Raw genomic sequence first — 10,692 nt, forward strand, 5'->3', positions numbered from 1 at the left:
AACAATGCAAATAAATATTATTGAAACAGACCATGAACAAATCGAAAATTATATTAATGGTCATGCCAGCAATGGTCATGAAATATTTGGTCCCATCCCTTATGAAGATGGATATATATTTAGAGTCTATGCTCCTAATGCAGATCAAATGTTTATAAAAGGTGATTTTACAAATTGGGAAAATCATCAAATGAGCAAAAATCCAGAATATGGATATTTTTATATATACGAAAATGCAAAAATTGGGGATTTTTATAAGCTAATTGTAGTTAAAGATGGCAATTGGGTAGAGCATACAGATCCATTTGCAAGAGCCATGGACCATGAAGGAGACTTTGCTTCATTAATTGTAGATGAAAATTATAATTTTAATGACGATGAATTTGTAAAAAATCGCAGCAAAAATTTTGATAAGCCAATGAATATATATGAAATACATATTGGTTCTTGGTTAAGATATGGGCAAAATGTTAATTTTTTAGATATAGTAGATAAATTAATTGTTCATGTTAAAGAAATGAACTATACCCATGTAGAAATTATGCCGGTTACAGAATATCCATTTTATCCTTCTTGGGGCTACCAATCTACAGGTTTTTTTGCAACAAGTTCTCGCTATGGAAGGCCAGATGATTTTAAAAAATTTGTAGACATCTTGCATCAAAATGGCATTGGAGTCATCCTAGATTTGGTGGCAGTTCATTTTGCAAATGATTATTATGGACTAAAAACCTTTGATGGGACGCATTTGTACGAATCTCCTTATGAGGGGCTTACTTATTCTGAGTGGGGATCAATTAATTTTGACTACTCAAAAGGCCATGTAAGAAGTTTTATGAAATCAAGCTTTGCCTATTGGATAGAAAAATTTCACCTAGATGGCATAAGGGTGGATGCTGTTTCATATATGATTTATTATAACGGAAATGAAAATCGTGGAGTCCATGAAGATAATATCAAATTTATCAGTGATTTAAATAAGACACTAGCAAAAAAATATCCAAATGTAATGTTGATTGCAGAAGATTCTTCATCATATCCTCTTGTGACAAATAAAAATTCTGATCAGGGTTTAGGTTTTGATTACAAATGGGACATGGGTTGGATGAATGATACTATAAAATATTTTGAAGTTGATTCTTTTAATAGGTCCATGTATCATAATAAAATAACATTCTCGATGTTTTATTTCTATAATGAGAGATTTTTATTACCCCTAAGTCATGATGAAGTAGTCCATCTTAAAAAGCCAATGATTAATAAAATGAATGGGGACTATGAAAACAGATTTAAACAATTAAAAGTTTTAAATACTTATCAAATGACCCATCCTGGCAAAAAATTAAATTTTATGGGCAATGAAATAGCCACTTTTGACGAGTGGAATGAAAATGAATCTATTAATTGGGATATAAAAAATTATCCAGTCCACGATGATTTTAATAGATTTATAAAAGATTTAAACTGCATTTATAAAAATAATTCTGCTTTTTTTGCAAATGACTATGATGAAAACGGATTTGAATGGATAATTGTAGATGATGCAAATACTTCAGTTTTTGCCTATGAGAGAAGAGCAGAAAATTCTAGATTCTTAGTTGTTTTAAATATGGCAAATATGTATCATGGTGGATATGAATTTGCCTATGATGAAGATTTGATATTTGTTGAAAAAATAAATTCTTTCAATCCTAAATATGGTGGTGCAAAGAATGATTATAGAGAAATTGAAATTAGAAAGGGAGAAGTTTTAAGGCTAGAGCTTTGGGAATATGAGGCGGCGGTCTTTGAAATATTAAAAAAAGATGAAAAAACCAATTAATTTATCTTGGTTGGTAGAAAAATGGACATTGCTAGATGAGGATTCTTATCTAAAAGCTATGTGGTTAAATACAGAAAGTTTAGACATTATCCGCATCAACCAAGGACAAACAGAAGAAGATATTATAAAAGATTATGTTGATATTGAAAATGATATAGAACATTATGTTTTAATGCCAAGTCGTGATGAATTTGATAGGGCAAATATTCGTGAAGCATTTTTAGAAACCCTAGATAGATTTCAAAAAGATCAATTTATAGACCAATATGACGGATTTTCACCAAGTGAAGAGTTTCTAGATACAGTTTATGCCCTAGGACTTGAAGATAGCTATTACGATTTTAGATCGAAAGCTGCGGGAAATATTTTATTATACTGGGCAGATGATGAAGGCATTCAAATAAAAAAAGATATGGAGACAATAAATATAAATAAATTATGAGTTACAAAAAGATTTTAATGGCCCTGGCAATTGCAGTTAGCTTAACTTCTTGCAATGGTGAAAACCAGGCAGAGCAAGCAAGTCAGACTGCTACAAAAGAAGAAAGTACTGTAAATAATACAGACTTACAAAAATACAATTCAGTTTTCTATGATTATTTTGATACAGTAACAGAATTTTTAGTATATGCAAAAGATGAAGAAGAATTTGAAAAATACAAGAATATACTAGAGGATGAACTATCTAAATACCACAAATTCTTTAATACATACTATGATTTTGAAGGTGTGAATAACGTAAAAACCATAAATGAAAATGCAGGAAAAGAGCCAGTAGAAGTAGATCCAGCTATTATTGAACTATTAGATTATAGTAAAGAAATTTATGACTATACTGATGGAAAAATAAATATGGCCTTAGGAAATTTAATAAGCCTATGGCATGATTATAGGGAAGAAGGCCTTGCTGATGAGGCAAATGCAAAAATTCCTAGTGAAGAAGAATTAAAGGAAGCAGCCAGCCACAGTGATATAAATAAAATTGAAATCGACCATGAAAAAAATACTGTGTATATAACAGATCCAAATGTTCAAATCGATGTTGGAGCTGAGGGTAAGGGCTATGCTATCAAAAAAATTGAAGAAAAATTAAGGGAAGCTGGTTTAGAACACGGTATACTTTCAATTGGTGGTGATGATGTACTTATAGGCAAAAACCCAGATAGAGAAGATGGCCTATGGAGAATAGCCATCCAAAACCCGGATTTAAAATCCAAAAACCCTTATGCAAGCATAATTGGCCTTGAAGATACCACAGTAGTAACTAGTGGTGATTACCAAAGATTTTACAAAGTCGATGGAGAAGTTTACCATCACATCATAGATCCAGACACAAACTATCCATCAAAATATTTTAAATCAGTATCAGTGGTACATCCTGATATAGCATTATCGGATGCCCTAAGCACTTATTTATTTACAGTAGATTTTGAAACTGGTATGAAAGTTGCTGAAGAATATGGAGCAGATGTACTTTGGATAGATTATGAAGATAACTATTACATGACAGAAGGCTACGGAAAATTAGAACAAAAATCGGAAAAATAAAACTTCCGATTTTTTTATTTTTAAAATTTAATCTGTTATAATTAAAATAGCAAATGGAGGAGTTATGAAGAAGATAGCCTTTGATAATGAAATATACATAAAATCTCAATCTGAAAAAATATTAGAACGCATAAGCCACTTTGATAAATTATATCTAGAATTTGGCGGCAAACTTTTTGATGATGCCCACGCTTCAAGGGTATTGCCAGGATTTTTGCCAGATAGTAAGCTAAGAATGCTAGATAGCATCAAGGAAAAGGCAGAAATAATAATTACAATAAATGCCAACGACATAGAAAATAACAAAATTAGGGGAGATAATGATATTTCCTATGACACAGAATCTATAAGACTAAAACAAGCCTTCGAACAAAAGGGATTTTTAGTAAATAGTATCGTAATCACCCAATTTTCTCACCAAGAAAAGGCTATAAGATTTGAAAAATATTTGGACAATCTAAACATAAATCATTACAGAACATATAATATAAACGGATATCCAAATGACATCGAACACATACTTTCACAAGATGGTTTTGGCAAGAATGATTATATAAAAACAAGCAGGCCATTGGTTGTTGTTACAGGACCAGGCCCAGGATCTGGAAAAATGGCAACCTGTCTTTCACAAATGTACTTAGACCACAATAAAGGTCAAAGATCTTCCTATGCCAAATTTGAAACATTTCCAATTTGGAACTTAGGTTTAATGCATCCAGTAAATATGGCTTATGAAGCTGCTACTGCAAATTTAAATGATGTAAATATGATAGATCCCTACCATTTAGAAGCCTATGGTACATTGGCGGTAAATTATAACCGTGATGTGGAGGCATTTCCAGTTTTAAAAAGAATGCTTGAAAAAATAATGGGAGAGGCTCCATACAAATCGCCAACTGATATGGGTGTAAATATGGTTGGATTTTGCATAACAGATGAAGATGCTGCAATTGAAGCTAGCAAGGAAGAAATAATCCGTCGTTATTATAATGCATTAGTAGATTTCAGATTTGCCAAAGAATCCTACACCTCTATAGAAAAAATCCAAAACCTAATGAGTAATTTGGATATAAAGGCAGAAGATAGAAAAGTTGCCTTAGCTGCCAGAGAAAAAAGAGAAAGAACTGGCAAAGAATCATTTGCAATAGAAATGGACGATGGGCAAATAATTACAGGCAAAAAATCAAATCTATTTTCAGCTCCAGCTGCTGCTATTTTAAATACCTTAAAAATACTTGGAAAAATAGATGATGAAATACTTTTACTGAGTCCTCATATTATAGAACCAGTTTCAAATCTTAAAACAAAAGCACTTGGAGAAATAGAGCCATCCCTATCTATAAATGAAATGCTAATTGCCCTTGCAATCTCAGCAACAACAAATCCACTGACCCATATGGCCATGGAGGAGATTAAAAATTTAAAAAATTTAGATGCCCACTCCACAGTCATTTTAAATGACAGTGAAAAAAGCGAACTTCGCAAACTAGGTTTTAACTTTACCCAAGATGCAGTTTTTGGGGATGATAGCGGATATTAAAAAAAAGAAAGACTTTTAGATTTACTAAAAGTCTTTTAATTATTTGTGTCATCGTATTCGATATAGTTAAAATATTTTTCTAACTCATTTAAATCTTCATTTTGATAAACTTCTACCATTTCATCACTCATTGAATTTACAACGTCAATTACAAATTTTCTTAGACTAGTTTGACCAAACATATGGTTTGAGAAAGTTTCTTTAGCAATCCTAGCTGATTTTGTATTTAAAATTCTTTTTGCAAGGTCCACACCTGTCAAATCTTTTTTCTTGGTTAGGTATCTTGAGAAAAAGTCTAATAAATCTCTTAGATTGTTTACTCTTTTTATTAAGAATCTATAGGCAAGACCTGAAGTAAAACCTTCCGTTTGAATTAAATCTCTAAAGAATTTTTCTTTGCTTCCATCTTTTTCAAGCTTAATAGAGCTTGTAAATGTATCAAATATTTCGTTTATTTCATCCCCACAATATTCTATAACAATATTTATTAGATTGTAATTAGGATTATTTAAATTCTCAATCATCCTTGAAACATAAGTAGGGCGTTCGTCCTCTCCCAATGGCCTATATTGATAAATGTAGTTGGCAAAATCATAAAAAGTATTACCCTCTTCATCAATTGGCATTTGCCAAGCCTTATTAATTATCCTATCCCAATAGTTTACAATTTTATAAGGGATTAAAATTTTATCCTCAATTTGGTCAAAAATAACATCAATAGCTTCTTCAATATTTGTAGCCTTAATATGCAATAAATTTTTTATAGACCTAATTTGAAATTCGTATTCGTGGTCAATTTTTGCAATATCAACATTTCCAAAATATTTTTTAGAAATAGGGAAGTATTTATAAATCATTGGAAAAACAATTTTATTCATATAGCCATGCTCTGGAACATCCTCATTAAGAAAAGCACTTGCTTTTTCTATGAGTAGGGTTTGGAGGTTTATGTGGGCATATTTTGGGTTGTTGGCCTGAATTCTAATGTAATTATGGAGTACATCTCTAAGTGAAAGTTGTTTTTCAATTGTATAGTTAATTGCATCATTTACAACTTCTATTTCATTAGCCAAGTTTCTGTAGGTAAATTGCTTTATCAGCTCAGTTTTTATATATACTTCAAAGCCACTGTTTTCTTCTAATTTATTGATTATTTTTATATGCCTAATTGGCAGAGGATAGGTAACCGTAGATCCTGTCTGCACATCATAAATTTCATTGCCCATTTCTGAAACGTATTTTGCTGTACCGTTTTCGTGCAAGTGCCCTGTAAAGACAAATTTTACACCATTATCAGCCAAAACTTCGATTGGGGTTTTGTTATTTATCCTTGGATCATCGTCAATAAATTTTGTTCTCCATTCTTTTATTATAAATGGTGAGAAAACTAATTCTTGGTTTCTAAAGTTTGGCATAAGGGCATGGTGGGCCATAACAAAAACCATGTCATTACGTTTTTTGGCATCTTCTATTTTTTCAACTGTCCATTTCATTTGCTCAAGAATTAATGATCCCGGAACATTTTCTCTTCCATCTCTGTGAGATTGTTCAGTATCCGCAGAATAAATTGATGAATCTAAGCAAATTAATGTAAGACCGCTATTATTAATCTGGCTAGGTATCCTTGCTACATATGAAAAATATCCGTGGGCATAATATTGGTACTTTTCTTCTCTGTCATATTCTTTATTGACCCTAGCTAAATAATTTTTAAAAATCTCAGAATCCTTGTACATTTCAAGGACATAGGGATTTTCATAAATAAAAGAATAAAGCTCATAGAACTCTTTTGGTGTAGTATTTTTGGTTTTTCTAGCATTTTTAAAATCGTAGGACCTGTGATTGTTTAAATCATGATTGCCAGGAATCATAAAAACTTCGCGGCCTTCTTCGGAGTTTTTCCAATCACAAAGATATTTTTTTACAATTTCGTGTGATTTATATTCACCATCTTTTACTAAATCTCCTGGCAAAAAAAGAAACTGGCTACTTACTTTATCAACCATTGATAAGGCTTGGTCCAGCAAGGATTCACTTTCTACCAAAAGCTTTCTGTCTATTTTGATTTCTTTTTCGAAATCTTCTGTATCTGCTATCAAATCATAAGCAAGCACATGGGGATCGCTGATGATTGATATATCAAATTCGTCAAATTTTTGTAAATTCATCTTTACCTCTTAAAAACTTTGTCATAAATAATATACCAGCAAATGAAATTCTTTAAACAAAATATAAGGGAAAATGTTTTTATAAATTTATTAGATTATAAAAATATTACAAAAAAATATTGACATATATTTTTAGGGTGGTATACTTATCCTACATGAATAACTAGGAAAAGAAGAGTACATATTTATTTTCAAGTACAGAGAGATTTGTTAGCTGAGAAAAATCCTTGAAGAACTTATGGAAGTGCATCTTTGAGTTTCATACCGAAAGTAAAGTAGGCTATGACGTTTGTGCCCGTTAAGCACATTAAGGTTTTAAGATTTTCTTAAAATAAATTAAGGTGGAACCACGATAACCTCGTCCTTTTTTGGGCGGGGATTTTTTATATTCATGTAATATGTTTAAGAAAGGAATATGTGTATTGAAAAAAATTGCTTTTCTATCACTAGGATTGGCTATGAGTATAAGCCTTTCTGCCTGTAGTAGCGCCGATGCAGGTACAAATCAAAAGGTTAATGAAAATAGCAAGCAAGAAGAAGTTTTAGTCGATGATTTACAAAAAGTTGACTTTATGGATAAAGATTTTGACATGTCACAAATAGAACAACGTAGTTGTTGCGATGAATAAATAGGGAGTTTTTAAATATGAAAAAAAATAAATTATTAGCAGTACTTTTATTAGGTGGACTTACTTTTGCAGGATGTGGAAATCAAGATGCAAATCAAATAGAAACAAAAACTCAAACACAAAATGAAGCTGTAGAAGAAAAAGAAGAAAATACAAATGTGGCTAAGGCAGCAAGTCTTGAAGAAGAACCAAGATATGGTACACCAGTTAAAATTGGTTTTGATGGTGACTTATGTATAGCTGGTCAAAACTTAGCAGAAATAAATGGTTATTTCAAAGAAGCTGGAGTAGATGTTGAGTTTGTTAACACAAAAAGTGGTAAAGATGCTCTAAGTAGTGGACAACTTGATGCTATGACAGGAGAATTTGGTGGTTTACTAGTTCCAGCAACAAAAGGATTAAAATATGTTTTCTCAACAGCATCACACTCAGGATGTAAATCACTATATGTCCTAAAAGATAGCGAATACCAAAATACTTCAGACCTAGTTAAAAAATCTGTAGCAGTAACAAATGGTATTGGAAATAGTGGACACAACACACTTTTAAGATTTTTAATCCACGATGATGTAAATCCAGATGATATCAACATCAAACCAGTAGATAGCGCTGCAGTTATCCAATCACTAGAAAGTGGCGAAATTCAAGGTGCAGTTCTTGATGATCAATTTGCTCAAGAATTCTTACAAAGAGATATTATCAGACCAATTAGATCTCTTACAAGTGATGAAGACTTTGGTAAAGAAGTTTGCTGTGTAACTGCATTTAACAAAGAATTCGTAGATAATAACCCAATGCTTGCAGAATTAGTAGCAGAAGCAATTGAAAAAGGAAACCAATACGCAGCAGAAAATCCAGAAGATGCAATAAAAGTTTTACAAGATAAAAACTTAGCAGAAGGTGATCCAGAAGTAGCAGCTGATTTATTAAAAGCATATGACTACACACTAACAAACAAAGATGGTGAAGAAACACTTAGAACATACTTTGATGACTACAAAAAATTAAAACTAATCCCAGAAAACAAAACAACAGATGAATTAATGGAAGAATTCTGGAGACCATTAGGTAATGGAGAAGTAGAAGTAGTTAGAAAATAGTTAAGGAGAAAAAATGGCAATTAATAATGAAAAACCGACTGCCGAAATAAATAAAAGACCAAACTCCACTAGAAACTTAACCCGTGATGAACTTATAAAACTGGAATCTAAACCAAGAAATAAAAACAAAGAGCGTTTTAAATTGATATTACCAATAATTGCAGGTATTCTTGCAATTTTGGAATATTTCTTTATGCCAGATTACGATCCTTCAGTAGTAAAAACAAATCTTTACCCAGGATTTTTGGCAATCCTACTTGCAGTATATATAATCGCCTTACTAATAGGATTAAAAAATGAAAAAGTAAGAGATAGGCTCTTATACAAATCAAACTTTTATACTTTTGTATTTGTAGTATTAATCTTATATGATATTGCAACTCTTAAAACAGGAAAATTAGACTTGCCATATTTCCCATGGCTTGATATGATTTTTAATTCGATGAAAGAAGATACAAGCTTCTTGGCAGATTCTGTATTTAGTTCCTTAAAACTACTATTCACAGGTTATATAATAGGAGCAATACTTGGAATAATTACAGGTATTTTGGCAGGATACTTTGAAAAAGTAAATTACTGGGTAGATCCCTTCTTAAAACTTTTGGGACCAATTCCTACTACCACTTGGCTACCAGTTGTAATGGTTCTTGCAATCAACCTTTTCCAAGGAGCGGTATTTATAATTGCCCTTGGAGTTTGGTTTTCAACAACTCTAGCAACTATAACAGGTATTAGAAATGTAGAGCCATCTTATTATGAGGCAGCACAAACTCTAGGAGCGACAAATTCGGAACTGGTTCGTAAAATTGCAATAAAATCAGCAACTCCAAATATTTTCCAAGGGTTAATTGCAGGTATGAGTGCAGCTTGTAATGCGTTAATCGTAGCCGAAATGCTGGGAGTAGAAAGTGGACTTGGTTGGTATATTACTTGGAAATCCTCATGGGCTGATTATTCAGCAATGTATGGTGCGATTATTTTACTAGCCCTAACATTTATCCTTGTAAATATAATTATCAAAAAAATAAGCAATAGAGCTTTAAAATGGAAAGTTGGTGGTGTAAGATGAGTAAATTAGAATTTAATAATGTATCAAAATCTTTTATAAGATCAGATAGTAATAGCATCACAAACGCCCTAGATGACATAAATTTTGAAATCCATGATGGTGAATTTGTAAGTATAGTTGGGCCTTCTGGTTGTGGTAAATCAACTATTTTAAGATTGATAGCAGGATTAATTTTCCCAACCACAGGAGAAATATTATTAGATGATAAGGAAATTGTAGGTCCTTCTAGCGAGAGGGGAATGGTATTTCAAAAATCAACCCTATTTCCATGGCTGACAGTGGGTGAGAATGTAGGATTTTCTGGCGAATTAAAAAATAAAGAAAAAATAAGCCAAGAAATAATTGAAAATATGCTAAACAAGGTTGGGCTATTGGATTTTAAAAATTCATATCCATCAAACCTATCAGGTGGCATGGCTCAAAGGGTTTCCTTAATTAGAACTTTAATAAATAAACCTGAAGTTCTATTGCTAGATGAGCCACTTGGAGCCTTAGATGCCTTTACCAGAATGAATATGCAAGATGAAATTTTAAAATTATGGAATGAAGAAAAAAATATGACAATAATGGTAACCCACGATGTTGACGAAGCAGTTTATATGTCAACAAAAGTTATTGTCATGGAACCTCGCCCAGGCAGGGTTAAAAAAATAGTTCCAATTGATTTAGAATATCCTAGAAAAAGAACTAGCAAGGAATTTACTGATTATAGAAATGAATTGTTAGAAACACTTGATATATAATAGAAAAAAGTGCTAATTATTAATTTAATTAGTGCTTTTTATATTGTAAAATTTATCAAAATATAATTTATAG

General features: G+C 31.7%; 9 protein-coding genes and 1 other annotated feature. Of the genes, 8 read left to right on the top strand and 1 reads right to left on the bottom strand.

Annotation, left to right across the window (positions count from 1 at the left end; all coding sequences use genetic code 11):
* Positions 1–4 precede the first annotated feature (4 nt).
* From glgB to OC526_RS02590, 4 genes are all read left to right on the top strand, one after another.
* A complete protein-coding gene (gene glgB, locus OC526_RS02575; protein WP_262122027.1) occupies positions 5–1,822 on the top strand; it encodes a 1,4-alpha-glucan branching protein GlgB in 1,818 nt (605 codons plus the stop codon).
* Entirely contained in the window at positions 1,806–2,264 is a 459-nt protein-coding gene (locus OC526_RS02580; protein ID WP_262122028.1) for a UPF0158 family protein, read from the top strand. Before glgB ends, OC526_RS02580 begins: the two co-directional genes overlap by 17 nt.
* A 17-nt stretch (positions 2,265–2,281) precedes the next feature.
* Positions 2,282–3,370 carry an FAD:protein FMN transferase gene (locus OC526_RS02585; RefSeq protein ID WP_262122029.1) on the top strand — a complete coding sequence of 363 codons (1,089 nt, stop codon included), beginning with the start codon at positions 2,282–2,284 and terminating at the stop codon, positions 3,368–3,370.
* Positions 3,371–3,434: 64 nt separating this feature from the next.
* Entirely contained in the window at positions 3,435–4,910 is a 1,476-nt protein-coding gene (locus OC526_RS02590) for a DUF1846 domain-containing protein (protein ID WP_262122030.1), read from the top strand.
* Positions 4,911–4,945: 35 nt separating this feature from the next.
* Here OC526_RS02590 and OC526_RS02595 read toward each other — a convergent pair whose 3' ends face one another.
* Positions 4,946–7,078 carry a metallophosphoesterase family protein gene (locus OC526_RS02595; protein ID WP_262122031.1) on the bottom strand — a complete coding sequence of 711 codons (2,133 nt, stop codon included), beginning with the start codon at positions 7,076–7,078 and terminating at the stop codon, positions 4,946–4,948.
* Positions 7,079–7,234: 156 nt separating this feature from the next.
* Positions 7,235–7,447, top strand: a binding site (T-box leader).
* 89 nt (positions 7,448–7,536) lie between these two features.
* On the opposite strand from OC526_RS02595, the gene OC526_RS02600 reads away from it, so the two are divergent.
* The 4 genes from OC526_RS02600 to OC526_RS02615 are packed head-to-tail and all read left to right on the top strand — an operon-like array spanning position 7,537 to position 10,619.
* Positions 7,537–7,707 carry a hypothetical protein gene (locus OC526_RS02600; RefSeq protein ID WP_262122032.1) on the top strand — a complete coding sequence of 57 codons (171 nt, stop codon included), beginning with the start codon at positions 7,537–7,539 and terminating at the stop codon, positions 7,705–7,707.
* Positions 7,708–7,724: 17 nt separating this feature from the next.
* Positions 7,725–8,807: an ABC transporter substrate-binding protein gene (locus OC526_RS02605; protein WP_262122033.1), complete on the top strand. Its 1,083-nt coding sequence runs from the start codon at positions 7,725–7,727 to the stop codon at positions 8,805–8,807.
* 13 nt (positions 8,808–8,820) lie between these two features.
* The gene (locus OC526_RS02610) at positions 8,821–9,876 is read left to right on the top strand and encodes an ABC transporter permease (protein ID WP_262122034.1); all 1,056 of its coding nucleotides are present in this window, start codon (positions 8,821–8,823) and stop codon (positions 9,874–9,876) included.
* The gene (locus OC526_RS02615) at positions 9,873–10,619 is read left to right on the top strand and encodes an ABC transporter ATP-binding protein (RefSeq protein WP_262122035.1); all 747 of its coding nucleotides are present in this window, start codon (positions 9,873–9,875) and stop codon (positions 10,617–10,619) included. The genes OC526_RS02610 and OC526_RS02615 overlap by 4 nt, the downstream gene beginning before the upstream one ends.
* The last annotated feature ends 73 nt before the right edge of the window (positions 10,620–10,692 follow it).

Origin of the sequence: Anaerococcus sp. Marseille-Q5996 (assembly GCF_946893725.1) — a bacterium.
Lineage (GTDB): Bacteria > Bacillota > Clostridia > Tissierellales > Peptoniphilaceae > Anaerococcus > Anaerococcus martiniensis.